The organism is Pseudomonas sp. AC252 (genome assembly GCF_979258105.1).
This window is the reverse complement of record NZ_OZ409837.1, coordinates 625,170-650,004: the sequence shown is the minus strand read 5'-3', so window position 1 is coordinate 650,004 and position 24,835 is coordinate 625,170. Positions and strand designations below refer to the sequence as shown.

Sequence of the window (24,835 nt, the reverse complement as noted above, 5' to 3'; positions counted from 1 at the left end):
AAATCATGAGACAGGCGGGCACATTACTCCGAGTACAGGGGGATTCCAACTGGCAGTTATTACAGGGTAGAAGAGGAGGGCGATCGGAACACCAGTCCTGTGGCGAGGGGATTTATCCCCGTTGGGCTGCGAAGCGGCCCCCTGAATCCTTCAGTCATACCGCAATTGCAGTTTTAAGGGCGGCTGCGCCACCCAACGGGGATAAATCCCCTCGCCACAGGATGGGGGCCATCTCAAAAATGGGGGGTATCAGGCCATCAAGTGCAGATGGTTGTCCCAGAGCCCCGCCGGCAATTCCAGCGGCTTGGCCAGCAACGGTTCCTGACGGCAATCGTAATAGCGGCAACGGCCCTGACCCGAGGTCACGACAAAGCCATCCTTCACCGCTCCGACGCCAGCGCAATCCGGCAAAGGCGCATCGAGGCGCATTTCACCACTGTCCAGATCCCAGATAAAGAAGCGGTTGCCACGCGGCGCCGTCAACGCGACCAGACGCAGATCGCTGTGCACCGCGACGCTGGCAGTGTAGTGCCCCATCGCCTGCAACTGATCCTCCGCCACCGGGAACGCCACGAATGCTTGCCCCGGCCGCTTGATCGCCAACAGCTCCGAGCGCTCGTGAGACGGGCCCATGAATTGCTGGCCGGCAACGATGGTGCCGTCGCTGGCGATGCCCAGGTGGCGCACGCTGTTCATCTGCTGGGCGAGGGTTTCCTTGCTCAGCAATGTGCCGTCACGCTGCATCAGCACCAGACTCGGCTCCATGGCGTTGAGGTTCATGTCGACGCGGCTTTCCGCCTCGGTACGAATCCCGCCGTTGGCCACCACCAGCGTCTCGCCGTCGGGCATCCACGACACCTGATGCGGGCCGAGGCCATGGGTGGAAATCTCGCCCGTGTGCACCAGCCGTTCGCCCTCGAACTTGTACACACCGAGCAGGCCACGGCCGGGATCGCTCGTGTCGTTCTCGGTGGCATACAGGTATTCGCCGTCCTTGTGCACCACGGCATGGCCGTAGAAGTGCCGGTTCGGCTGCGAGGTCACGGTCTGCAGCAGCTTGCCGTCGCGCAGGTCGATCAGGTAACTCTCGGTACCCGGACGCCGTGCAACGAACAACGCCAGCGGCTGCGTGGGGTGGTTGATGATGTCGTGACAACGCTGGCCGACGTGAGTGGCGAATAGCCGCGTACCGTCGAGCCGATAGCCGACGGCGTAATGCTTGCCGTCAGTATCGTCGCGCGCCGACAGCAGAAGCGGGCTCTGATCCTTGCGTTTGAACAGCGTCCAGCCGCCCAGCGTCACTGCTCCCAGCAGTGCACTACCTAAAGTCAGAACCTGACGTCGCAGCATGGCACTCGCCCTCATCAGTCACCGTCGTTGGCATTGAAGCCCAGTTGGATGCCCAGCGCCTTGGCCAGTTCGCCTTCATGCAGGCGATGGACGACGTTGAGGCTGTCGTAGATATCGTTGAGTTGCTGGCGACCGGCGTCGTCTTCGAGCATTTCGCCCAGCGAGCGCTGGGTGCTGTCGAACAGCTTGAGCGAAGCGGCATAGGCTGCATCGATCTTGTCCGCCAACGGTTTCTGCTCCGCCGGCAACAGACCGCGCAGGCCTTTGTTGTCGACGCCTTCCCAGACGGTTTTCGCCGCTGCGAGGCTGGCTTCCAGCGCCGTCAGCGAGGACTGGCTGCGCCATGCATCCGCCTGGAATGGCTGCGGCACGCCTTTGCTCTGACGGCCCATTGGCGTGCCGAGTTTTTTCTTCAGAGTATCCAGTGCCGTCACTTGGACGCGCAGCAGATCGGCGATCGCTTCGTGGGAATCGGCGTAGCGCTGGTTGGGGAACTTGCTCATTTGCGCGAGCATGCCGTCGGTGTTGTTCCAGCCCTGCAGGATTTCCTCGGCCAGTTGCTTCTGGCGTTCGCCGATGGCGATCAGCAGCGGGCAGTATTTGGCTTTTTGCGCATCGTTGGCGACGTCAGGCTTGGCGTCGAAGAGGATGTATTCGTAAGCCGACAGGCCCTGCACCACGACGCTGGATTTGGCCAGGGCAGCGGCATCGATCTGCGGCTGGGCGACGACCAGTTGCTCGACCTGACGGCCAACCAGATTTTTCTTGTCCGGCCAGAATTGCACTTGCCACGAACGATTGCCCTCGGCCAGCGGACCGATCAGCAGTGGTTGCAGTTCAGCCCAGGCTTTCTGCGCGTGGAGAAAATCGGCACGGGCGGTTTCCAGGCTTTCCTTGCCCTGGCAGTAGGCGAGGGCGCTGACCGCCAGTTGTCGGTCGGCTTCGACCCAACGGGTGTAGGTCGGCAGGATCACCGATTTGGCGATCGCCGCCGAGGTGACCGCTTGCGGGTCCTGCGGCGAACAGGCGCCGAGGGCGAGCGCGGCAAGGCTGGTGAACAGTAACTTGGGACGGAACATGTCGGGCTCCCGATGTTTTTTCAGTATTTAAAGTGAGTTCAGAAACGCCAGCAACGCAGCGCGCTGCTCGGCATTGAAAGACAAAACCTGTTGCTGCGCCGCCGTCGCTTCGCCGCCATGCCAGAGCACCGCTTCGAGCAGGTTGCGTGCGCGGCCGTCGTGCAAAAACTGCGTGTGGCCACTGACCGCTTGCGTCAGGCCGATCCCCCACAGCGGCGGCGTGCGCCAGTCGCGGCCGGAGGCCTTGAATTCCGTGCGGTTGTCCGCCAGGCCTTCGCCCATGTCATGCAGCAGCAAGTCGCTGTACGGACGAATCACCTGATTGGCCAATTCCGGTTCGGCGGCATCGGCGGCGGTGGTGTATTTCGGTGTGTGGCACGACTGGCATCCAGCCTGGAAAAACAGATTCTTGCCGGCCAGCACCTGTGGTTCGTTGACGCCACGGCGCGCCGGCACTGCCAGGTTGCGGCTGTAGAACAGCACCAGACGCAGAATGTTGTCGCTGACTTCCGGCTCGCCGTCCGGGCCATTGCCGTTCGGCGCCTGTTTGCAGGCGCTTTGCGCCTCGGTGCAATCGTCGAACGGCCGCAGGCTGGTGGTCAGGCCCATGTCACCCGAGAACGCATGAACATTCTGTTGATTGAGATTCGGCTGCCCGGCTTTCCAGCCGAACCGGCCGATGACGGTCTTCTGCAACTGGTCATCCCAGACCTGGTTGGGCCGGCCGTTGATGCCATTGTTCTCTTTCGCCTGGGCGGCGGCGTTGGCGAGGATCGCTTCTTCGGGGATCGCTTCGAGCAGGCCCAGACCAATCATCGGCGGTGCCACCCGCGCGGAAAAACGCGTGTCCGGGTGCATCGGGCCGTAACCGAGTTGGGTGATCTGCAGGGTCGGTTTGCGTAACTCGACCTCGGTGCCGTCCTTGAACCGTACCGGCACCGGTGTGTAGTCGACGCGCACCTTGCCTTCCGGGGCAACGCCGGGCACGGCCATGTCCTGGAATTGCCCGCCATACACCGGCTCCGGCACTACGCCGAGCTGTTCGATGACTTTGGCGTAGGGCGGCGCGTCGGGAATCGACAGGCGTACCAGCATCGACACTGCATTGCTTGCATCAGGTGCCGGCGGATGCCCGCGACCGTCCTTGATGTGGCAGTTCTGGCAGGCGTTGGTATTGAACAACGGGCCGAGACCGTCGCGGGCCGTGGTGGTCGACGGCGCGATCACCCACGGGCTGCGAAAGAAACTGTTGCCGACACTGAAGTCCACGCGCCGCGAGGGCGGCAGGTTGGCCGATGGCAGGGAAAAGGCGTTCTGATCGCTCTTGCGCACAGTCGCCGCACCGCCCGAACGCGCTTCCCCCGGCTCGGCCTTGGTGAAACGCGGGGCGTCATCGCAGGCACTCAGGCCCAGGGCCAGCAACAGTGCGGACAAGCGAAGCGGCAACGACAGCATCAGACATCCTGCAAACGGGCGAAAACAAAGGCGCAAAGTCTAACAGGGCGGGGGAGTTTGAATAAGAGGAATTATCGTTTGCTTGATAACGCGCAAGCCTTGAAGCGCATGCCAACACTGTGGGAGCGAGCCTGCTCGCGAAAGCGATGCCCGACGCGCTGAAAATGCTGCGCCGGATCAAGCCTTCGCGAGCAGGCTCGCTCCCACAGGGATAGTGGTGTGCCAATAATGAAAAAGGCGACCCGAAGGTCGCCTCTTTTTGACGCGGACGCTGCGATCAGAATTCGTGATCGGCGTTGTCCGGGTTCAGGTCGCTGATGCCCAGTTTGCCGGCAGCGGCTTCGATCGAGCCGGTCTGCTTGACCAGCGCGGCGATGGCGTCGCGGACCACCTGGTTGCCTGCGGTGTTGCCGGCGGCAATCAATTGGTCGTAGTGCTCACCCTTGTTGGCGTGATCGACCATGACCTGGATCTTCGCTTCGGTCGCGGCCAGATCGGCTTTCAGCGCGGTGTCGGCAGCCGGGTCGGCCTTGGCCACCAGCGACGACAGGCTGGCGCCGGTCAGCTTGGTGCCGTCAACACGGGTGTACTCGCCCAGGTAAACGTTACGCACGCCTTTCGCGTCGTAGAAGTGCGAGTAGTGGGTGTTGTCGCTGAAGCAATCCTGCTCGTCTTCAGGGGAGTTGGCTTCCAGGGAAACCTTCATGCGCTCGCCCGCCAGTTCACCCAGGGACAGGCTGCCCATGCCGAAGAGCATTTTGCGCAGGCCGGTTTCGCCTGGCTCGGCTTCCAGGGTGGCGCGGTAGTTGTCGGCCACGTTCGGCTTCCAGTTGCCGACCATTTCTTCCAGATCGCTGACCAGCAGTTGAGTCACGGCTTTCAGGTAGGCACGACGACGCTCGTTGTGACCGCCGGTGGCGCCGGCGCCTTCCAGGTAGTCCGAGGCCGGACGGTTGCCAGCGCCCGGGCCGGTGCCGTTCAGATCCTGGCCCCAGAGCAGGAATTCGATCGCGTGGTAGCCGGTGGCGACGTTGGCCTCGGAACCGCCCAGCTCGTTGAGGCTGGCGAGTTTTTCCGGGGTGATCTCTTTCACGTCGACCTTGTCTTCGCCGACCTGCACTTCGGTGTTGGCGATGATGTTGGCGGTGGCGCCCGGGTTACCCAGTGCGTGCTCGTAGGATTTGTCGACGTAGTCGATCAGGCCTTCGTCCAGCGGCCAGGCGTTAACCTGACCTTCCCAGTCATCAATGATGGTGTTGCCGAAGCGGAACACTTCGCTCTGCAGGTACGGCACGCGCGCGGCGACCCAGGCAGCCTTGGCGGCTTTCAGGGTGTCGGCGTTCGGCTTGGCGAGGAACGCGTCGACGGCGGTTTGCAGGGTTTTCGCGGTGGATTCGGCATCGCTGTAAACGGCGAAGACCATGTCGGCGTAGTGCGCGACCACAGCCTTGGCGGCGGCATCGTCAACTTTACCGGCAGCAGGCGCAGGTGCAGCGGCAGGCGCCGGGGCTGGAGCAGCGCTGCTGGACGCCGGAGTCATCTCGGAGGCTTTTTCTTTGTCCTTGCCTTCGCCGCAACCGGCGAGGGAAATAGCGATGGCCAGCAGACTGGCGGTAGCCAGAGGCATACGAATCATGGCGAACATCCTGCTTCGGTAGTTGAGTGGACTGGCGCCGGGGGCGCGCAAAACTGCGACATAATGCAAATCTTTCGCATTATGTGTAAAGGCGTGGCTGGAAATATTTCTTATTTGCGCATCACGATCAAAAGATCGCAGCCTCGTTTCACTGTAGGAGCTGACGAGTGCAACGAGGCTGCGATGTTTTGAGCTTATAAAATAGCCGCGTTACTGCGCTGCGCCTGCTTGAGGTAAATCCCCAGCTCCCGCGCCGGCAGCGGTTTGCTGTAGTGGTAGCCCTGACCTTCGTGGCAACCCTCGGAGATGATGTAGGTTTCCTGCTCGGCGGTTTCCACGCCCTCGGCAATCACCTGCATGCCCAGGCTTTTGCCCAGTTGAATGATCGCGCGAACGATGGTCGCGTCGTCGTCGTCATCGAGCAGGTCCTGAACGAAGCTCTTGTCGATCTTGATCTTGTCCAGCGGCAGGCTTTTCAGATAACTGAGGGATGAATAGCCGGTGCCGAAGTCGTCGATCGCAATCAGCGCACCGGAGCGGCGCAGGCTGAGCAGATGCTGGGCGGCGGTGGTGATGTCTTCCATCAGGCCGGTTTCGGTGACTTCCAGTTCCAGACTGCGCGGCGGCAAGCGGTACATCTGCAGCAGATTGTTGACCACCCGTGGCAGCTCGGCGTGGTGCAGTTGCACGGTGGACAGATTGACCGCCATGCGCAGATCGACGAAACCCTGATCGTGCCACTCGCGCAGTTGCTTGCAGGCCTGATCGAGCACCCACTCGCCGATGGCGATGATCGTGCCGTTCTGTTCGGCTAGCGGGATGAACAGGTCCGGCGGCACCAGTCCATGCTCAGGATGCTGCCAGCGAATCAGCGCTTCGACGCCGACCACGCGGTGGTCGCGATAGCTGATCTGCGGCTGGTAGACCAGGTAGAACTGGTCGCGGATCAGCGCGTCACGCAGGTCTTTTTCCAGCTCGCGACGACGGCGCATCTCGCTGTCGACGCTGGCGATATAGAACTGATAGCGATTGCGCGAGCGGGTCTTGGCCAGGGTCATGGTCTGCTCGGCTTTCTGCAACAGCTTCTCGGTACTGTCGCCGTCCTCCGGAAACAGGGTGATGCCGATGGTCGCGCGCAGGCGGATTTCCTGATCGTCAAGGGCGAAGGGCGCTTCCAGATCATCGAGAATGCTCTGCGCCAGTTCCGCGGCTTCGTAAGGCTGTTCAATGTCGGCCTGCACCAGGGCGAACTGGTCGCCGCCCAAGCGGGCGAGGGCGCCGAGGCGGCCGCTGTGGGCACGTAAACGATCGGCCAGGGCCAGCAGCAGTTGATCGCCGGTCTGGTAGCTGAATTGTTCGTTGATGCCTTTGAAATCATCCAGGCCGACGCACAACACGGCGACGCGGCGCTGCAACTTGCCGGCATCGACAAGAATCTTGTCCAGTTGCTGCTGCAATTGCTGGCGGTTCGGCAGCCCGGTGAGGAAGTCGTACTGAGCCATGCGCAGCAGGCTGTTTTCCGCTTCGTGGCGCAGATGGGTATTGCGTTCGATGGACTCGAGCAACTGGTTGGCGGTGTTGATCCACAGGCCCAGTTCGTTTTTTTCGTGGCCCTTGATCTGCGGGATCTTGTGCTCGCTGGGACGATCCGGATTGATCTCGGTGAGGTGCTCGATGATTCGCGACAGCGGCTTGGTCAGCAACCAGTGATAGACCAGGTACAGCACCAGCCCCAACGCCAGCGCACGCAGCACGCCGGAGATGAAAATGATCACCGAGCTGACGATGAAACCTTCGCCATAAGTGGCGGTGTCGAGGGTGATGCTCAGGTCGCCGTAGTATTCGCTGTAGGGCCCGCGACCGACCAGTTGCGTGGTGAAGGTGCGTTCCTGACCGAGAATCAGATCGGTCAGCCAACGGCTGTTGGAGTGCTGCAACTCGCGGGATTTCTGCGCCAGCATCGCTTCGTTGGGGTGGCCAATGGAGGCCTGGCGCACGGCGTCGTCCTGGAACAGCCCTTCGATCACCTGCATGCCCATTTCCCGATCCAGACTGTAGACAGCCTGGGTCGACGGATCGCGGAACATGTCGAGGATGCGCTCGGCATCGCCGGCAACCGCCTGACGGGTCTTGTAGGCATCGAAGACAATCTGCGCGCAGCTCAAGACTACGCCTACGATCAATGCCGACAGGAGCACGACCCGGAGCAACTTCACCGACAAGCTGTTCTTGAGTTCCAGCTTCAAAGAGGTATTCCTTGTTCCGTGCGGATAGCGTCAAGTTGCCATGAGTATTGGCAATCCCGGGTTGGCCGTCAAAGGGACAATCAGGCACGGGAAAATTCGCCGGTATCCTGGCCGCCATGTGGTCATTTGAGTAATAGCTCTGAATTACTGTGTCGGTTGCAGTCGCCCGCAACTTGAGCACCGGGTCAAAGATTTTTTCCTGTCTCTGATGGTAGTCGGCTGCAGGCCGGCGGCAAACGGCGCGAAGCTTCTTTTGCCGTGCGACAAACGCCATGCGCCGGGCATAAAAAAACCCGGCCGAAGCCGGGTTTCTGGACTGACGTGCAGCTTAAGCAGTGAAGGTCTTGCCTTCGAACTGCTCGGCCACGAACTTCCAGTTGACCAGGTTCCAGAACGCTTCAACGTACTTCGGACGCAGGTTGCGGTAGTCGATGTAGTAAGCGTGTTCCCAGACGTCGCAGGTCAGCAGCGGGGTGTCGCCGCTGGTCAGCGGGTTGCCGGCGCCGATGGTGCTGGCCAAGGCCAGGGAACCGTCAGCCTTTTTCACCAGCCAGCCCCAGCCGGAACCGAAGGTGCCGATCGAGGTTTTGCTGAATTCTTCCTTGAACTTGTCGAACGAACCGAACGCGGCGTTGATGGCATCTGCCAGTGCGCCGGTTGGCTGACCGCCGGCGTTTGGCGCCAGGCAGTTCCAGTAGAAGGTGTGGTTCCAGACCTGAGCGGCGTTGTTGAAGATGCCGCCCGAAGAAGTCTTGACGATTTCTTCCAGGGTCTTGCCTTCAAACTCGGTGCCTGGCACCAGGTTGTTCAGGTTCACGACGTAGGTGTTGTGGTGCTTGTCGTGGTGGAACTCCAGGGTTTCCTTGGAGATGTGCGGCTGCAGGGCATCGTGTGCGTAAGGCAGCGGCGGCAATTCGAAAGCCATGATGATTCTCCTAATCAGGTCTGTTGCGGTGAGCGCAAGGCCGATCACGGGCGGCCGGAAATGCACCGGCGAGTTTTTACTCTTTGCGGCGCAGGGTTCGGATCATAGCACCGGGGTCGCGCCTTAACCACGCAACAACTGTGTGGGATAGAGGTTCCAGAGCCTTTGGCAATTAATCACCCGGCGATGATCAGTTGTGCGGCGACCGCAAACATCATCAACGCCACGACCAGATCGAGAATGCGCCAGGTACTCGGGCGGGCCAGCCACGGCGCCAGCCACGCGGCGCCGAGGGCCAGGGTGAAAAACCACAGCAGCGAGGCACTCGCCGCGCCGACCACGTAAGCGCCTGGCACTGATTGCTGCGCGCCCAGCGAGCCGATCAGCAGTACCGTATCGAGATAAACGTGGGGGTTGAGCAAGGTCACCGCCAGAGCGCTGAGCATCACTGCGCGCAGCGAGCGCACGGTCTGGTTCTCGCCTTGTTCAAGGCTCTGCTTCGAACAGGCCCGTCGCAGCGCCTGGCTGCCGTACCAGATCAGAAACGTCGCGCCGCCCCAACGGGCGATCGCCAACAGGGTCGGGTTCTGCGCCAGAATCGTCGCCAGGCCGAACACTCCGGCCGCGACCAGAATCGCGTCACACACCACGCACAATGCCGCCACCGGCAAATGGTGTTCACGGCGCAGGCTCTGGGCCAATACAAAAGCGTTCTGCGTGCCGATCGCCATGATCAGGCCGAACGCCACCAGCAGGCCGTTTACATAGCTTTGCCACATGGGAGATGTCCTTGAAAGAGAGTGCTTGCTGGCTATTCTCCGGTGTAAGGCTGTATAAGAAAAACCAATAGTGCTGATCGCCCATTAGGAAAACTGATGTTCGACTATAAATTGCTTTCCGCGCTGGCTGCTGTGGTCGAACAGGCCGGATTTGATCGCGCTGCACAGGTCCTTGGTCTGTCGCAGTCGGCGATCTCCCAACGCATCAAATTGCTCGAGGCGCGGGTCGGCCAACCCGTGCTGGTGCGTGAGACACCACCAGCGCCGACGGAAATCGGCCGACGTTTGCTCAACCATGTGCAGCAGGTGCGTTTGCTCGAGCGCGACTTGCAGTCGGCGGTGCCAGCGCTGGACGAAGAAGGTCTGCCCGATCGCCTGCGCATCGCCCTCAACGCCGATAGCCTCGCCACGTGGTGGGCCGAGGCCGTCGGCGATTTCTGCGCCGAGCAGCATTTGTTGCTCGACCTTATCGTCGAAGACCAGACCGTCGGCCTCAAACGCATGCGTGCCGGTGAAGTGGCCGCGTGCCTGTGCGCCAGCGAGCGCCCGGTGGCTGGCGCACGCAGCGTATTGCTCGGCGCCATGCGCTATCGCGCCTTGGCCAGCCCCGCATTCATCGCTCGGCATTTTCCCGATGGCGTGCGCGCCGAACAGTTGCCGCGCACCCCGGCGCTGGTGTTCGGCCCGGACGATTTCCTCCAGCATCGCTACCTGGCGCTGTTGGGCGTCGACGGCGCGTTTGAACATCACTTATGTCCGTCTTCTGAAGGCTTCATTCGCCTGACCGAAGCCGGCCTCGGCTGGGGCCTGGTGCCGGAACTGCAGGTGCGCGAGCAGTTGCAACGCGGCGAGCTGCGCGAATTGCTGCCAGATAAACCGATCGACGTGCCGCTGTACTGGCATCATTGGCGCAATGGCGGCCAGTTGCTCAATCTACTGACCGAACAACTGCTGCGCTCCTCAAAGCAATGGCTAGTGGCTTGAACGCAGCTGCAAGCGTCAAGCTGCAAGCGGCAAGAACACGCACCGTTTCAACTTGCAGCTGAAAGCTCGAAGCTTGCAGCTGCTTCCTGGAGTTTTTGATGAAGATTTTGGTTACCGGCGCCAGCGGCTTTATTGGCGGGCGCTTTGCGCGTTTCGCCTTGGAGCAGGGCCTTGAAGTGCGGGTCAACGGTCGCCGGGCCGAGAGTGTCGAGCATCTGGTGCGCCGCGGTGCCGAGTTTGTGCCGGGCGATCTGACCGACGCCGATCTGGTGCGCGATCTGTGCCGCGACGTCGAAGCGGTGGTGCATTGTGCTGGTGCGGTCGGCGTGTGGGGGCGTTATCAGGACTTTCATCAGGGCAACGTCGAAGTCACCGAAAACGTCGTCGAAGCCTGCCTCAAGCAGCGGGTGCGGCGGCTGGTGCATCTGTCGTCGCCGTCGATCTATTTCGATGGCCGCGACCATCTCGGTCTGACCGAAGAGCAAGTGCCCAAACGCTTCAAGCATCCCTACGCCGCGACCAAGTATCTGGCCGAGCAAAAGGTCTTCGGCGCTCAGGAATTCGGTCTGGAAACCATCGCCCTGCGCCCGCGTTTCGTCACCGGTGCCGGCGACATGAGCATCTTCCCGCGCCTGTTGAAGATGCAGCGCAAGGGTCGTCTGGCGATCATCGGCAACGGCTTGAACAAAGTCGATTTCACCAGCGTGCAGAACCTCAACGAAGCCATGCTCAGCAGTTTGTTGGCCCAAGGTTCGGCGCTGGGCAAGGCCTACAACATCAGCAACGGTGCGCCGGTGCCGCTGTGGGACGTGGTCAACTACGTGATGCGCCGGATGGACGTCGATCAGGTGCGTAAATACCGATCGTACGGTCTGGCCTACAGCGTCGCGGCGCTTAACGAGGGCGCGTGCATGCTCTGGCCCGGACGTCCGGAGCCGACCCTGTCGCGCCTGGGCATGCAGGTCATGAAAAAAATTTCACCCTCGACATCAGCCGCGCCCGGCATTATCTCGACTACGATCCGCAAGTCAGCGTGTGGGCTGCCCTCGATGAGTTCTGTGCGTGGTGGAAAGCTCAGGACATCCGTTGAAACGATTCGGCCGGGCGGCAATGAACCGCCTTGCGGGTTGAGGGTCAATGCCTGCGGCTGCGGCGGTTATACTTCGCAGCATTTAGCCATCACCGCGTTTGCCAAAGGTTGCCTCAATGTCCATGCGAAACGATGCCCACGACGACGATTTCGACAACGTGCCAAGCCTGCGCGCCGATCCGTTCGATGACGATGACATCGCGCCCAGCCCCCGTACCTCCGTGCATTCGCGCACGGCGCCAGTGGTCAAGGTCAAGGCCGCCAGCACCGGGCCGCTGTGGGCACTGGTTGGCGCGTTGTTTTTCGCCTTCATCGGTCTGGCCTGGTGGAGCTTCCAGCAGATTTCGTTGATGGAGCAGCAACTGGTTGCTACCCAGGAAAGCTTCGCGCGGATCAGCGAAGAAGCGGCGGGGCGTCTGCAGGATATTTCCGGCAAAGTTGTCGCCAGTCAGAGCAACGTCAGCAGCGACAGCGAAGCGCTGAAGCTGCAGATCAAACAACTCGAAGGCAAGCTGCTCGACCAGAGCAAGCAGCAGCAAGGCGTGGCCGGGCAGGCCAGCGAGCTGGACAAGCGGCTGGCGCAGATGACCGCGCAGACCACCGAACAACAGAACGCCAATACCCAATTGCAGGCGCAGGTCAAAGCCCTGAGTGCTGAACTGGCGACAATCAAAAGCACGCCGGCCGATACCAGCAAGGTCGATGCCCAGTTGAAAAGTTTCGATGCCCAGTTCAAAAGCCTCGGCGCCGATATCGCCGCGCTGAAGAAGCAGGGCAACCCGAGCGCGGCGATCGATCGTCTGGAGCAGGACATCGTCGTGCTGAAAAGTCAGCAGGACAACCGCCCGGCAGCGCCACAGGGTGGCGGCAATACTGCCGAGTTCGATGCGTTTCGCGCGCAGATGACCCGCAACCTCAACACCCTGCAGGCGCAAATCCAGAACCTGCAACAACAGATCAATTCCCGCCCGTAAGCGCTCAGCGAGGCTGGCGAGCATTGCTTGTCAGCCTCACGGCGCAATGTTCAGAAACGCTCTGAATATCTCTACATGACCGCAAGCCGTCTACGCTCTTGAAACACCAAAAAGAACGAGGGATGCGCTATGGGGTTTTTGCATAAAGTGGCCTGGCTCGGCCTGATCCTGTTGGCCGGCTTCGGCCAGGCCAGCGCCGCCACCGCCGCCAAGGATGACAGCCAGGCCGCAATCGCCCTGCTGGAAAAAGCCTTGGCTTATTACCACGACAACGGTGACAAAGCCTTCGCCGCATTCAGCCGCCAGGGTGAGTTCGTCGACAAGGATCGCTACGTGTTTGTCCTCGACACCAAAGGCGTGATGCTTGCCAGTGGCGGGCCGTCATCGGCGCTGATCGGCCGTGATGTCAGCGAAGTGCTCGGCCCGGATCTGCAGAAGGCGTTCAAGGATGCGCTGAAAGTGCCGGAAGGCAACGGCATCCAGCAGGCCGAATACCGCTGGCAGAACTGGGCCGACGCCAAGGTCGAGCGCAAGCATGTGTTCTATCAGCGTGTCGGCCAGCGCATTCTTGCCGTGGGTTACTACCTGCCACGGGCCTCGGCGGAGCAGGCCAAGGCCTTGCTCGACAAAGCCGCGACGGATCTGACCAAGGACGAGAAGGGCACGCTGGTAGCGATCAACTCGCTCAAGGGTGGATATCTGCAGGATGACCTGTATGTATTTGTGGTCGATCTGAACAATCAGCGGTATGTCGCCCACGGCACCAACCTGCGCTTGATCAACACTGATTTCGGCAAGGTCAAGGACCCGGAAGGCAAACCGGTGGGCGAGCCTATTCTGGCGCTGATCGGCAAGCAGGATGAAGGCGAATATGAATACCGCTGGAAAAACCCGGTGACCGGCAAGATCGAAGACAAGCATGCGTACCTGAAAAAGGTCGGGCATTTCCTCGTCGCGGTGGGTTATTACAGCCCTTGAGCGCGCGACGATCGTTCCCACGCTCCGCGTGGGAATGCAGCCCGGGACGCTCTGCGTCCCATCCAAGGCCGAACGCAGAGCGTCCGTTGAGGCATTCCCACGCAGAGCGTGGGAACGATCAGCGCAAAAGGCTCATTTCGCGCCGTGCTCCCGTCCGCGCAGCAGGTTGTTCGGCATGGCAATCGCCGCTGCCAGCCCCAGCAACGACACTGCCGTGCTGACCCAGAGTAAATGGCGGAAGGTCACCAGCAGCTCCGCGCGCAAGGCGTTCTGCGCTTCACCGGGTGCTGCGTTCAGGCCATCGAGCAGGACGTTGCCCGAATGCCCCTCGCTGATCAGCGAGTTGCTCGCCAAGTGGGCGAAACTGGAATCGTGCAACAACGCCAGCAACAGCGCCGACATCAACGCCACGCCCACCGCGCCGCCCAGTGAGCGGAACAGATTGGTGGTGCTGGTGGCGACGCCGATGTCGCGTTGTTCCACCGAGTTTTGCGTGCCGACCAGCGAGGTCGGGAACTGCATGCCGCCAGCGATGCCGCTGAGCAACATGAACAAACCGCTGAGCAGCGTCGCTTGTGGTGGACTGAAGGCCATGCCGAGAATCGAAATCGGCATCAGAATCGCGCCGGTGAGAATCTGCGGTTTGTAGCGTCCGGTGATCGAGGTGCGACGGCCGGCGAAATAGGCGCCGATCGGCAAGCCCATGGCCAGAGGCAGCAAGTGCAACGCGGCGCTGTCGGCGCCCGCGCCGGTGACGCTTTGGAAGCGCAGCGGCATCAACACGATCAGCGAGATGGCCTGGAAACTGGTGAAGAAAATCGTGCACCAGCACAGCAGGGCATTGCGGTTGGCGAACAGGTGCATCGGCAACAATGGCTCGCGTGCACGACGTTCATGCCAGACGAACAGCGCCAACACCACCACGGCGCAGGCGAACAGGCCAAGTACTTCGCTGCTGCGCCATGAATGGCCCTGGCCGACTTCAGTGATGCCGAGCAGCAACGCCGTGAGGCCGATGATCATCAGCACCGTGCCAAGGTAATCGATCACCGGTTTGCGCTGCGGAATCGGCAAGCCGCGCAGGTTGCGCCGTGCCACCCACCAGGCGCCAAGCCCCAGCGGCAGGTTGATCAGAAACACCCAGCGCCACGACAGGTATTCGGTCATGTAGCCGCCAAGCACCGGGCCGGCGACGCTGGCCACGGCGTACATGCTGCTGAAGTAACCCTGATAGCGCCCGCGTTCACGTGGCGGGACGATGTCGCCGATGATCGCCTGGCTCACCGAGATCATGCCGCCGGCGCCGATGCCCTGAAGGATCCGTGCCAGCACCAGTTGTTCCATGCTTTGCGCCATGCCGCAGAACAGCGAGGCGAGGGTGAACAGGCCCATGCCGAACAACATCAGTTTGCGTCGCCCATACAGGTCGCCGAGCTTGCCGTAGATCGGCACCGCCACGGTCATCGCCACCATGTAACCGGAAATCACCCAGGCCAGCAGGCTGACGTCCTTGAATTGCGCGGAGATCGCCGGCATCGACACGGCGACGATGGTCTGGTCCAGTGCACCGAGGAAGATCGCCATCATCAAGGCGACCAGCACGCTGCGAATGGCCGGTTTGGGCGTTTCAGGCTGATTGAGAGTGGTCACGGAAAACCTGCGGGCAGTGATGGACCCGCGCGGCCATCGCGCGCGGGTGGATGCTCGCAGTGTAAGTCGGTAGGAAGCTATTCGATAGCCTCGTACGGAAGCCCGACGTAATTTTCTGCAATGGTTTTTTGCCCGGCTTGCGAGCTGACGAAGTAGTCCAGTTCCGAGGCGCTGATGCGTTGGCTGAACTCATCGTGCTCGTCAAAGCGATGCAGCATCGACGTCATCCACCAGGAAAACCGTTCGGCTTTCCACACCCGGCGCAGGCAGATCTCCGAGTATTTTTCCAGCAGATCGGTGCGATCTTCGCGATAGACCTTGAGCAGGATATTGAATAGCGTGCTGACATCGCTGGCGGCCAGGTTCAAGCCTTTGGCGCCAGTGGGCGGGACGATATGGGCGGCGTCGCCGACGAGAAACATGCGCCCGTACTGCATCGGCTCGACGACAAAACTGCGCAGCGGCGCGATGCTTTTTTCGATCGATGGGCCGGTCACCAGTTTTTCCGCTAGAGCAACCGGCAGGCGTTTTTTCAGTTCATCCCAGAAACGCTGATCGCTCCAGTCATCGACGTTTTCATCCGCCGGCACTTGCAGGTAATAGCGAGTGCGCGTGGCCGAACGCATGCTACACAAGGCGAAGCCGCGTTCGTGGCGGGCGTAGACCAGTTCGTCGTGGACCGGCGGCGTGTCGGCGAGAATGCCCAGCCAGCCGAACGGGTAGACCCGCTCGAAGATCTTCAGGCAATCGGCAGGAATCGACTGCCGAGCGACGCCATGGAAACCATCGCAACCGGCGATGTAATCGCAATCGACGCGCCAGCTTTCACCGTCCTTTTCGAAGGTGACAAACGCTTCGTCGCTTTTCATGCCGTGGGGAACCACATTGCTCGCTTGATAAATTGTTGGCGCGCCGGCCTCCCGACGAGCGGCCATCAGGTCGCGGGTGACTTCAGTCTGGCCGTAGACCATTACGGTTTTGCCGCCGGTCAGTGCGTGCAGGTCGATGTGCACCTGACGCCCATCCAGCGCCAGATCGAAGCCGCCATGAACCAGGCCTTCAGCGTCCATTCGCTGACCGACGCCGGCCTGACGCAGCAGCTCTACCATGCCTTGTTCAAGCACGCCGGCGCGGATGCGCCCGAGAATATAATCGGGCGTCTGGCGTTCGAGGATAAGCGTGTCGATGCCAGCGTTGTGCAGCAACTGGCCGAGGAGCAGTCCGGAAGGACCGGCGCCGATAATGGCGACTTGGGTTTTCAGGGTTTTCATTGTTTTTATGACTCGCAAGCTTCACGCAGCAATCGCCGTGAATGATTTTATGGATCGAGTGCTTGCATTTTTCCCTTGCGGGTCTGTCAATTGAAGGTGAAAACTGAGCCGATACCTGTACATTCTGCCAATCGGTGCGATTATCGCCCATAAACCCGAGGCCTGGATTGAAGTATGAACAAGCCTGCCCTGCCTTCGATTCCGGTGTTCAAGCTCTACGGTGAAAGCCTGGACTGGCCGACCCCGGACTTGCTGCACTGTGAAACCATTTCCTCGCGCAGTCGCGAACACCAATGGGAAATCAAACCCCACCGCCACGCGGATCTGTGCCAGCTGCTGTTCGTTTTCAAAGGTCAGGCAGAGCTTGAAATCGAAGGCCAGCGCACGCAGCTCGAGACCCCGGCGATTCAGGTGCTGCCACCGTTGTCGGTGCATGGCTTTCGATTTACCGAGGATGTTGAAGGCTTCATCGTTACCCTGGCCACGCCACTGATCAATCATTTGCAGGCGCAGCTGGGCGACTCGGTACACGCCTTGGCCCGCGCGGAAAACTACCCGGCCGGCAAGGATGGCGATTATCTGAACAGCCTGTTTTCAGCGTTGCAGGCCGAGTACAACGGCCATCAACCGGCGCGGGAAATGCTCATGCATTCGCTGGTCAGTGTGATCATGGTCTGGGTCAGCCGCCAGGCAATCGTCCGCCACAAGGCCAGCCAACGGCCGCAACGCCAGCGCGAATACCTCAACGGTTTCATTCAATTGGTGGAAGAGACTTACCGCCAGCACGTCAAGGTCGAAGACCTCGCCCATCGACTGGGCATCTCCGTGTCGCACCTCAACGGCACCTGCCGTGAACTGGCCGGGCAACCGGCGTTGCAGATCATGCACGAGCGCCAATTGCTGGAAGCCAAGCGGCTGCTGACCTACACCAGCATGACGATTTACGAGATGTCGGAGTTGTTGGGATTTTCCGATCCGACCAACTTCACGCGCCTGTTCCGTCGCCGCGTGGGAATTTCGCCAAAGGCATTCCGCGACCGTTTGAAGGCCGAACAACAACACTGAGAATACCGCCAGCCCCTGTGGGAGCGAGCCTGCTCGCGAATATGGTCTTTCATTCAGCATCGTGGTTGACTGACACACCGCATTCGCGAGCAGGCTCGCTCCCACAGGGGATGCAGTCCAGGTCAGTCTTGTCAGCGCAATGCGTTCAGCGTGGCATTGTGCGGAATACACCGCTCATAGTTGCAGCTCGCATACTCGCGCGGCAGCTGACGCAACTGCTCGACCCGCCAGGCAGCGGTGCCGTACAGCGCCAGCGTCGCGGCGCAGGTGATGAAAATGGCGGCGTATCTTTTTGTTTTGATGTTCATGGCGTGCGACCTCTGAACGTCTACCTTGCGGTATTACTTTGAGCATAGGTCAGGCAGGCGCAGCTGCAAGCTTTAAGCGGCAAGCGGCAAGCTGTCACGACGCGGTCAGCTCGGCGCTTGTGGCTTGAGGCTCGCAGCTTCATCCCACGCGGGATTTTCGGGAAAGCGCCGAACCAGAAAGTCGAGCAAGCTGCGCAGGGCCGCCGGCATGTGTTTGCGTGAGGCGTACACCGCGTAGATAGTCATCTGGCGCGGTTCTGCGTGTGGCAGCAAACGCAGCAGTTCGCCGTTGTGAATATGCACGCCAGCCTGGTAGGTCGGCAGCATCGCCACGCCCGCGCCGGCTAGGGTTGCGCGCAGGAGGGTGCTGGCCTCGTTGGCGCTGATATTGCCCTGCACCGGTACCGAAACCGGTTCACCATCCTCTTCGAAATGCCAAAGGCTCTTGCCGAAATAGGAATGGGTCAGGCAGTTATGTCGGCTCAAATCCTCAACCGTCTGCGGCGCCGGATGCTCAAGCAGATAAGCCGGCGCTGCGCAGACCACCGAGCGACACACGGTCAGGCGTCGGGCGATCAGATTCGGATCAAGATCGTTGCTGGTGCGAATCGCCAGATCGATGCGTTCATCGACCAGATTCACCGTGCGGTCGAGCATCTGCAGATCGATACTCACGCCTGGGTAAAGCTTGACGTATGCCGCGACCGCATCGGCCAGTTGCGCCTGGCCAAACGAGGTGCTGACACTGATCCGCAGCAGTCCGCGCGGCGCGTCATGGGGTTCGCTGACGGCGGCCTGCATGTCCTGCGACAGCTCGATCATTTGCCGACAACGCGGGAGGATTTCACTGCCGGCGGCGGTCAGGCTCAGTTTGCGCGTGGTGCGGTGCATCAGCCGCGCGCCGACCCAGTCTTCCAGCTCCGCCAGATAGCGCGACACCACCGGCCGCGACAGGTCGAGGTGATCGGCCGCCGCCGACTGACTGCCCAAATCGACCACCGTGACAAATACCCGCATTGCTTGAAGCCGATCCATGATTTGCCCGCTTTCAGAAACAAACTATGTCCAAGCATCGCATTTTTTGTACTGAGTCTGGCAACTAAGCTCTGTTGCATCGCCAGACTGGCATTCGAAACTCGGAGCAACAAATGATCGGCTTCACCCCTTTCAAACGCGTTCTGCTCGCCGCAACATTTTTCGGCTTTGCCGCCCATGCATCCGCTGCCGAGCTGAACCTTGATGTCTACAATCCGGGCACTCAGGCGATTTTCCCAGTCAGCTCGGTGCTGGTCAGCGGTGAGAAAGAAGCGATTCTGGTCGACGCGCAATTCGGCAAATCCCAGGCCGAGCAGGTGGTGGAGAAGATCCGCGCCAGCGGCAAGCAGTTGACCACCATCTACATCAGCCACGGTGACCCGGATTACTACTTCGGCCTCGACACCCTGACCCAAGCATTCCCGCAGGCGAAAGTGCTGGCTTCGCAGCCGACCGTCGATCACATCAAGCACACCGTCGACGGCAAACTGGCCTACTGGGGGCCGAAAATGGGCGCCGACGTTCCGGCGAAAACCATTGTCCCTGAAGTGCTCAAGGGCGACAGCCTGACCCTAGAAGGCAAGCAGTTGCAGGTGATCGGCCTCGATGGCAAGCAGCCGGATCGCAGCTTCGTATGGATCCCGTCGCTCAAAGCAGCGGTCGGTGGCGTAGTGGTGGCCGAGAACATTCATGTGTGGATGGCCGACACCCAGACCGCGCAATCCCACGCCGATTGGCTGCACACTCTGCACACCATCGAAAGCCTGAAACCGCAAACCGTGGTGCCCGGCCATTACCTGGGCGACAGCAGCCGCTCGCTGGCCAGCGTGCAATTCACCGCTGATTACATCAAGGCCTTCGATGCCGAAACCGCCAAGGCCAAAGACTCCGCTGCACTGATCGCAGCGATGAAAAAGCGCTACCCGCAACTCGGCGAAGAAAGTTCGCTGGAGCTCAGCGCAAAAGTCGCCAAGGGCGAGATGAAGTGGTAAGCCGAACCTGAACACGCAGCATTTTCAAGCCAACTGGAGAACGTCATGAGCAAGATCGCAATCATTGGTGCCACCGGCCGTGCCGGTAGCCAACTGCTGGAAGAAGCCCTGCGTCGCGGCCACAGCGTCACCGCCATCGCCCGCGATACCTCGAAGATCGGCAGCCGCGCCGGTGTCGTCAGCAAGAGCCTCGACGTGCTGGATTCGGCGGCGCTACAAGCGGCGGTGGCCGGTCACGACGTGGTGATCAGCGCAGCGCATTTCGCCACCGTCCCGGCCTCGGCGATTGTCGGACCGGTGAAGCAGGCGGGCGTGAAGCGCTTGCTGGTGGTCGGCGGCGCCGGTTCGCTGTTGCTGCCGGACGATACGCGGGTGATCGACAGCGCCGGTTTCCCGGCTGAATACAAAGCCGAGGCGAGCGCAGGGGCGGCGTTTCTGGAAGCGCTGCGTCAAGAGCAGGAACCGGACTGGACTTTCCTCTCGCCGTCGGCGGAGTTTGTCGAGGGTGAACGCAGCGGCCAGTATCGCGTCGGCAAGGATCACCTGTTGGTCAGTGCCGAAGGGCGTAGCTGGATCACCTTTGCCGATTATGCGATTGCGCTGATTGACGAAGTGGAGACGCCGAAGCATTTGCGGCAGCGTTATACGGTCGGTTACTAAGGCCGGGCAAAGTTTCAATGTGGGAGCGAGCCTGCTCGCGAAGGCGGCATATCAGTCAACATTCATGCTCAATGAACGACCGCATTCGCGAGCAGGCTCGCTCCCACAGGTGAGTGCAGATTTTCAGCGAGACCAGGCCTGTTCGACCAACCAGTCCATCAGTTGCTGAAGAGGCGCGCAAGGTTCCGCGTCCTGCGGCACCACCACGTAATACGCCAACCCCGTCTTCACCTTCAACGCAAACGGCATCACCAGCCGTCCTGCGTCCAGATCATCGCCAATCAGCGACCAGTCCCCAATTGCCACGCCCGTGCCATGGGAGGCCATCGACATCGCCTGATCCAGCGTTTCGAAATGCTGGCCGCTGCTCAGGTTGCCCAGTTGCAAACCCGCCGCATCGAGCCATACCGACCAGTCCTGAATGTCGTGGGTCGGGTGCAACAACAGATGATTCTGCAAATCCTTGGGTGAATTCAGCGCCGGGGACCCTTTGAGCAATTGCGGCGAGCAGACCGGTGTCAGTTGCTCGTCGAACAGATGCAGCGCGCCTGGCGAATGGTCCGGCGGCGGGCCGTAGATCACCGCGGCATCGAATGGCTCGCGCTGAAAATCCACGCCGTGTTGCAGCGAGGCCGTCAACTTCACCGGCACGTCCGGGCGTTCCTTCTGCCATTGCAGCAGACGCGGCAGCAGCCAGCGCATCACGCAGCTCGGCGCCTTGAGTTGCAAGGTTTGCCGCGTCCGGCCGATCTGCTCGGTCGCCTCGCTGATCAGCCCGAAGACCTTCTCCACCTGCGGTAGCCATTCGTGTCCTTCGGCCGTCAGCGCCAGCCCTCGTGCCAAACGAATGAACAACGGATAGCCGAGCTGTTCTTCCAGCCCGGCGATCTGCCGGCTCACCGCGCCCTGAGTGATGTGCAACTGCTCGGCGGCGCGAGTGAAATTGCAGCATTGCGCGGTGATCCAGAACGTATGCAGAGCGGGCAGGGGAGGCAGGCGTTTCATGGCGATCCGAGGTATGACGTGAGGACATGGCTAGTATGACTATTAATCGATTGTTGCCGCTAGGTGTGCGCCGTTCCAATGGCCCCATGTGCAGACCTTGTGGGAGCGGGCTTGCTCGCGAATGCGGTGGGTCAGTTATCTCGTCGCTGTTTGACACACCGCTTTCGCGAGCAAGCCCGCTCCCACAGGGGATCTGCGTTTCACCGAACGAAAGGGGCAATCAACATGGCAACGTGCGGCGAAGTACTGGTCAGGCTGTTGGAAAATTACGGGGTCGAACAGGTGTTCGGCATTCCCGGTGTGCACACCGTTGAGCTGTACCGAGGCCTGGCCCGTTCAAGCATCAACCACGTCACGCCTCGTCACGAACAGGGCGCCGGCTTCATGGCCGACGGCTATGCACGCACCAGCGGCAAACCCGGCGTGTGCTTCATCATCACCGGCCCGGGCATGACCAATATCACCACGGCCATGGGCCAGGCTTACGCCGATTCGATTCCGATGCTGGTGATTTCCAGCGTGCAGTCGCGGAGTCAGCTGGGTGGTGGGCGCGGCAAGTTGCATGAGCTGCCGAACCAGAGCGCACTGGTCGGCGGCGTCGCAGCGTTCTCGCACACGCTGATGTCCGCTGCCGAACTGCCGGTGGTGCTTGCTCGTGCTTTCGCGCTGTTCCAGGCCGGGCGACCGCGTCCGGTGCACATCGAAATTCCGCTGGACGTACTGGTGGAAGAGGCCGATGAGTTGCTCGCCAGCGTGCCGGTGAATATCGACCGCGCCGGCGCCGCACCGGCTGCCGTGGCCCGGATGGGCGAACTGCTCGCCACCGCGCAACGTCCACTGATTCTCGCCGGCGGCGGTGCTATCGACGCGGCGCCGGAGCTGACGCGAATCGCCGAATTGCTCCACGCTCCAGTGGCGCTGACCATCAACGCCAAAGGCATGCTGCCAACCAGCCATCCGCTGTTGATCGGTTCGACGCAAAGTCTGGTCGCCACCCGCGCACTGGTCGCTGAAGCTGACGTGGTGCTGGCGATTGGCACCGAGCTGGCCGAGACCGATTACGACGTCACTTTCGCCGGCGGCTTCGAGATTCCCGGCAAGCTGCTGCGCATCGACATCGATGCCGATCAGACCGTGCGCAACTACCCGCCGCACGTCGCACTGGTCGCTGATTCGGGCAACGCCGCGCAAGCCTTGCTCAGCACCCTGACGCAGAAACCGCTGGCCGAGCGCCGTAATGATTGGGGCCAGGTACGGGCCGCGCGTTTGCGCAATGAACTGGCCGCGAGCTGGGACGCGCCGACGCTGGCGCAGACGCGTTTCCTTGAAACCGTACTGCACGAATTGCCCGAAGCGGTGTTCGTCGGCGATTCCACGCAACCGGTGTACACCGGCAACCTCACCTTCAACCCCGAGCGTCCACGTCGCTGGTTCAACGCATCCACCGGTTACGGCACCCTCGGCTATGCGTTGCCAGCGGCGATCGGTGCGTGGCTCGGCGGCCAACTCGATAACGGCGCGCGCCCGCCCGTGGTGTGCCTGATCGGCGACGGCGGCTTGCAATTCACCCTGCCGGAACTGGCCAGCGCCGTCGAAGCGCGGGTGCCGGTGATCGTGCTGCTGTGGAATAACCAGGGTTACGAGGAGATCAAAAAGTACATGGTCAATCGCGCTATCGAACCGGTCGGCGTGGACATCTATACCCCGGATTTCATCGCCGTAGCCAAGGGCCTCGGCTGCGCCGCGCAAGCCATCAGCAGCATCGACGAATTGTGCGCAGCGTTGCGTAAGGCGACGGACCGGCAAGGCCCGACACTGATTGAAATCGACCAGAACCAGTGGATGCAGGCGGTGGCCCAATGATCAGTTTTCCAACCACACTCGACGGGCTCTACATCAACGGTCAGTGGTCGGCGGGGGGCGAACATCTACGGGTGATCAACCCCGCTACCGAAGCGCTGCTGATCACCGTCAACGGCGGTGACGAACACGCCGTCGATCAAGCGATCAGCGCGGCGACCGAGGCGTTCAAACACTGGTCGAAAACCACCGGCGCCGAGCGCGCTGTGATCCTGCGCAACATCGCCAACGGCGTGCGCAACGGTCGCGATCACTTGATGAACCTGCAGTCGAGCAACAATGGCAAACCGCAGTTCGAAGCGGCCATCGATGTCGATGACGTGATCGCTACTTTCGACTATTACGCCGAGCTCGCCGAAGGCCTCGACGTCGGTCAGGACAGTAATGTGCCGCTGCCCAGCGAAGATTTCAGCGCACGCTTGCGACGTGAGCCGTGCGGCGTGGTCGGGCTGATCGTGCCGTGGAATTTCCCCATGGTCACCACCGCGTGGAAACTGGCGCCAGCGCTCGCCGCCGGTTGCTGCGTGGTGCTGAAACCTTCTGAAGTGACACCGCTGCCGGAGCTGGAACTGGCGGCGATCATCGCTGAATCCGGGTTGCCCGACGGCGTGTTCAATCTGGTCTGCGGCACCGGTCTGGCGGTGGGCGCGCCGTTGTCGGCCGATCCGCGCATCGCCAAGATCTCCTTTACCGGCAGCAATGCGGTTGGCGTGCAGGTGATGCAACGCGCTGCCGAAACCGTGAAGGGTGTGAGCCTGGAGCTGGGTGGCAAATCGTCTTTGCTGGTGCTGGCGGATGCCGATCTGCAACTGGCGGTGGAACTGGCCTGTGGCGGCGCGTTCTTCAACGCCGGGCAGATGTGCTCGGCCACCAGTCGCGTGCTCGTCGCTGAGGAATTGATGGATGAGTTTCTCCAGCGCCTGCAACAGCGCGCACAGGCGATCCGAGTCGCTGATCCGTTTGATGCGGATGTGGAGATGGGCGCGCTGGTCAATCAGGCACAGTACCAGCGGGTGCTTGGGCATATCGATCGCGGCCTGAGTGCGGGGGCGCGTTTGCTCTGTGGCGGCAATCGTCCGGCGCATTTGCCGCGCGGTTATTTTCTGCAACCGACGGTGTTCACCGACGTACCGCTGGACAGCGCGTTATGGCGTGAAGAGATTTTCGGCCCGGTGGTGTGTGTTCGCAGTTTCGGCAGCGAGGCTGAAGCGATTGCCTTGGCCAATGACACGCAGTTCGGCCTGGTCGCGAGTGTGGTGACGCGCGATGCCACAGCGGCGGATCGCGTGGCCAATGCCTTGCAGGCGGGGCTGGTGTGGTTCAATGCTCCGCAGGTGATTTTCCCGCAGGCAGCGTGGGGTGGTTACAAGCAGAGCAGTGTCGGTCGTGAGCTGGGGCCTTGGGGGTTGGCGGCGTTTTTGGAGATCAAGCATGTGATCCGCGCGGTCTGATCATAGATATGTAGCGCCTGGACTGACCCCTTCGCGAGCAGG

At 61.3% G+C, this 24,835-nt stretch carries 20 protein-coding genes and 1 pseudogene; 9 read left to right on the top strand and 12 right to left on the bottom strand.

Annotated elements, in window-relative coordinates; all coding sequences use genetic code 11:
- Positions 1-249: 249 nt before the first annotated feature.
- From ACZZZ4_RS02985 to ACZZZ4_RS02955, 7 genes are all read right to left on the bottom strand, one after another.
- The gene (locus ACZZZ4_RS02985; protein ID WP_463547226.1) at positions 250-1,350 is read right to left on the bottom strand and encodes a DUF1513 domain-containing protein; all 1,101 of its coding nucleotides are present in this window, start codon (positions 1,348-1,350) and stop codon (positions 250-252) included.
- A 14-nt stretch (positions 1,351-1,364) separates the two neighbouring features.
- Positions 1,365-2,429, bottom strand: coding sequence for an imelysin family protein (locus ACZZZ4_RS02980; protein ID WP_024014143.1), 1,065 nt, complete (start codon positions 2,427-2,429; stop codon positions 1,365-1,367).
- Between the two features lie 27 nt (positions 2,430-2,456).
- Positions 2,457-3,881, bottom strand: a complete 1,425-nt coding sequence (locus ACZZZ4_RS02975; protein ID WP_463549246.1) for a di-heme oxidoreductase family protein — start codon at positions 3,879-3,881, stop codon at positions 2,457-2,459.
- Between the two features lie 280 nt (positions 3,882-4,161).
- Complete coding sequence (locus tag ACZZZ4_RS02970) at positions 4,162-5,520, bottom strand: imelysin family protein (protein ID WP_116659279.1); 1,359 nt, start codon at positions 5,518-5,520, stop codon at positions 4,162-4,164.
- Between the two features lie 194 nt (positions 5,521-5,714).
- The gene (locus tag ACZZZ4_RS02965) at positions 5,715-7,766 is read right to left on the bottom strand and encodes a putative bifunctional diguanylate cyclase/phosphodiesterase (protein WP_016773430.1); all 2,052 of its coding nucleotides are present in this window, start codon (positions 7,764-7,766) and stop codon (positions 5,715-5,717) included.
- 328 nt (positions 7,767-8,094) lie between these two features.
- Positions 8,095-8,691, bottom strand: a complete 597-nt coding sequence (locus ACZZZ4_RS02960) for a superoxide dismutase (protein ID WP_016773431.1) — start codon at positions 8,689-8,691, stop codon at positions 8,095-8,097.
- 176 nt (positions 8,692-8,867) lie between these two features.
- Positions 8,868-9,470, bottom strand: a complete 603-nt coding sequence (locus tag ACZZZ4_RS02955) for a LysE/ArgO family amino acid transporter (protein ID WP_016773432.1) — start codon at positions 9,468-9,470, stop codon at positions 8,868-8,870.
- 96 nt (positions 9,471-9,566) lie between these two features.
- On the opposite strand from ACZZZ4_RS02955, the gene ACZZZ4_RS02950 reads away from it, so the two are divergent.
- The 4 genes and pseudogenes from ACZZZ4_RS02950 to ACZZZ4_RS02935 all read left to right on the top strand — a co-directional run bounded on the left by ACZZZ4_RS02950 (position 9,567) and on the right by ACZZZ4_RS02935 (position 13,496).
- Positions 9,567-10,454: a LysR family transcriptional regulator ArgP gene (locus tag ACZZZ4_RS02950; RefSeq protein ID WP_039758296.1), complete on the top strand. Its 888-nt coding sequence runs from the start codon at positions 9,567-9,569 to the stop codon at positions 10,452-10,454.
- 98 nt (positions 10,455-10,552) lie between these two features.
- Positions 10,553-11,544, top strand: a pseudogene (locus ACZZZ4_RS02945) (NAD-dependent epimerase/dehydratase family protein).
- Between the two features lie 116 nt (positions 11,545-11,660).
- Positions 11,661-12,518, top strand: a complete 858-nt coding sequence (locus ACZZZ4_RS02940) for an ATPase (RefSeq protein ID WP_463547225.1) — start codon at positions 11,661-11,663, stop codon at positions 12,516-12,518.
- Positions 12,519-12,647: 129 nt separating this feature from the next.
- The gene (locus ACZZZ4_RS02935) at positions 12,648-13,496 is read left to right on the top strand and encodes a cache domain-containing protein (RefSeq protein WP_463547224.1); all 849 of its coding nucleotides are present in this window, start codon (positions 12,648-12,650) and stop codon (positions 13,494-13,496) included.
- A gap of 132 nt (positions 13,497-13,628) precedes the next feature.
- Here ACZZZ4_RS02935 and ACZZZ4_RS02930 read toward each other — a convergent pair whose 3' ends face one another.
- Positions 13,629-15,146 carry an MDR family MFS transporter gene (locus tag ACZZZ4_RS02930; RefSeq protein WP_463547223.1) on the bottom strand — a complete coding sequence of 506 codons (1,518 nt, stop codon included), beginning with the start codon at positions 15,144-15,146 and terminating at the stop codon, positions 13,629-13,631.
- 77 nt (positions 15,147-15,223) lie between these two features.
- Positions 15,224-16,417, bottom strand: coding sequence for a 4-hydroxybenzoate 3-monooxygenase (pobA, locus tag ACZZZ4_RS02925; RefSeq protein ID WP_463547221.1), 1,194 nt, complete (start codon positions 16,415-16,417; stop codon positions 15,224-15,226).
- A gap of 174 nt (positions 16,418-16,591) precedes the next feature.
- Here pobA and ACZZZ4_RS02920 point away from each other — a divergent pair, with 174 nt between their 5' ends.
- On the top strand, positions 16,592-17,482 hold the full coding sequence (locus tag ACZZZ4_RS02920) for a helix-turn-helix domain-containing protein (protein WP_463547220.1): 891 nt from the start codon (positions 16,592-16,594) through the stop codon (positions 17,480-17,482).
- Between the two features lie 131 nt (positions 17,483-17,613).
- Here ACZZZ4_RS02920 and ACZZZ4_RS02915 read toward each other — a convergent pair whose 3' ends face one another.
- On the bottom strand, positions 17,614-17,790 hold the full coding sequence (locus tag ACZZZ4_RS02915) for a hypothetical protein (protein WP_016773438.1): 177 nt from the start codon (positions 17,788-17,790) through the stop codon (positions 17,614-17,616).
- Positions 17,791-17,895: 105 nt separating this feature from the next.
- On the bottom strand, positions 17,896-18,825 hold the full coding sequence (locus ACZZZ4_RS02910) for a LysR family transcriptional regulator (protein ID WP_463547219.1): 930 nt from the start codon (positions 18,823-18,825) through the stop codon (positions 17,896-17,898).
- A 113-nt stretch (positions 18,826-18,938) separates the two neighbouring features.
- Between ACZZZ4_RS02910 and ACZZZ4_RS02905 the strand changes: the two genes are divergently transcribed.
- Both ACZZZ4_RS02905 and ACZZZ4_RS02900 read left to right on the top strand, forming a co-directional pair.
- Positions 18,939-19,817 carry an MBL fold metallo-hydrolase gene (locus ACZZZ4_RS02905; RefSeq protein WP_463547218.1) on the top strand — a complete coding sequence of 293 codons (879 nt, stop codon included), beginning with the start codon at positions 18,939-18,941 and terminating at the stop codon, positions 19,815-19,817.
- 45 nt (positions 19,818-19,862) lie between these two features.
- Positions 19,863-20,477 (top strand): NAD(P)-dependent oxidoreductase, encoded by a 615-nt coding sequence (locus ACZZZ4_RS02900; protein WP_463547217.1) that lies wholly within the window; start codon positions 19,863-19,865, stop codon positions 20,475-20,477.
- Positions 20,478-20,600: 123 nt separating this feature from the next.
- On the opposite strand, the gene ACZZZ4_RS02895 is transcribed toward ACZZZ4_RS02900, so the two are convergent.
- Entirely contained in the window at positions 20,601-21,482 is an 882-nt protein-coding gene (locus ACZZZ4_RS02895; protein WP_463547216.1) for a LysR substrate-binding domain-containing protein, read from the bottom strand.
- Between the two features lie 225 nt (positions 21,483-21,707).
- On the opposite strand from ACZZZ4_RS02895, the gene ACZZZ4_RS02890 reads away from it, so the two are divergent.
- Complete coding sequence (locus ACZZZ4_RS02890) at positions 21,708-23,345, top strand: 5-guanidino-2-oxopentanoate decarboxylase (protein WP_463547215.1); 1,638 nt, start codon at positions 21,708-21,710, stop codon at positions 23,343-23,345.
- On the top strand, positions 23,345-24,793 hold the full coding sequence (locus ACZZZ4_RS02885) for an aldehyde dehydrogenase family protein (protein ID WP_463549245.1): 1,449 nt from the start codon (positions 23,345-23,347) through the stop codon (positions 24,791-24,793). The genes ACZZZ4_RS02890 and ACZZZ4_RS02885 overlap by 1 nt, the downstream gene beginning before the upstream one ends.
- Positions 24,794-24,835: the final 42 nt, after the last annotated feature.